Below are 391 nucleotides of genomic sequence, written 5' to 3' on the forward strand. Positions count from 1 at the left end.
ACTTCATTTAGACAAAGTATATAAACCCTATCCTCAACTTGAAAGTAAAGATAATTTTGAAGTGATTCTTCGACAACTCTCAAGCTTAGAACACATGGAGGTGGAAAAAAATGCCATTCCTGAGCGCTTAAGTCTACTTGAACAATATCTTGTCGAAACGGTTGAAGATTTTAATATCTCTGAGCGTTGGGCACAAGCGGAACCAAGTAAATCGATTGCATCTATGATAGGATGGAAGGGGAAAAAAGAATTCGCCTTTTGGGATCTCCATGAACAAGTCCATGGTCCACACGCGATTGTTGGGGGAACATCTGGTTCTGGTAAATCAGAATTCTTAACCACTTTCTTAATGGGGCTTGCCATTAACTTTTCACCAGAAGACATCGGAATG

1 protein-coding gene is annotated in these 391 nt (G+C 39.9%); it reads left to right on the top strand.

The window, feature by feature from the left end; genetic code table 11:
- Positions 1–115: 115 nt before the first annotated feature.
- The coding region (locus tag IAE51_RS12030; RefSeq protein WP_370524389.1) for an FtsK/SpoIIIE domain-containing protein at positions 116–391 on the top strand (276 nt) is incomplete at its 3' end.

Origin of the sequence: Lactococcus sp. S64 (genome assembly GCF_016516525.1) — a bacterium.
GTDB classification, from domain to species: domain Bacteria; phylum Bacillota; class Bacilli; order Lactobacillales; family Streptococcaceae; genus Lactococcus; species Lactococcus lactis.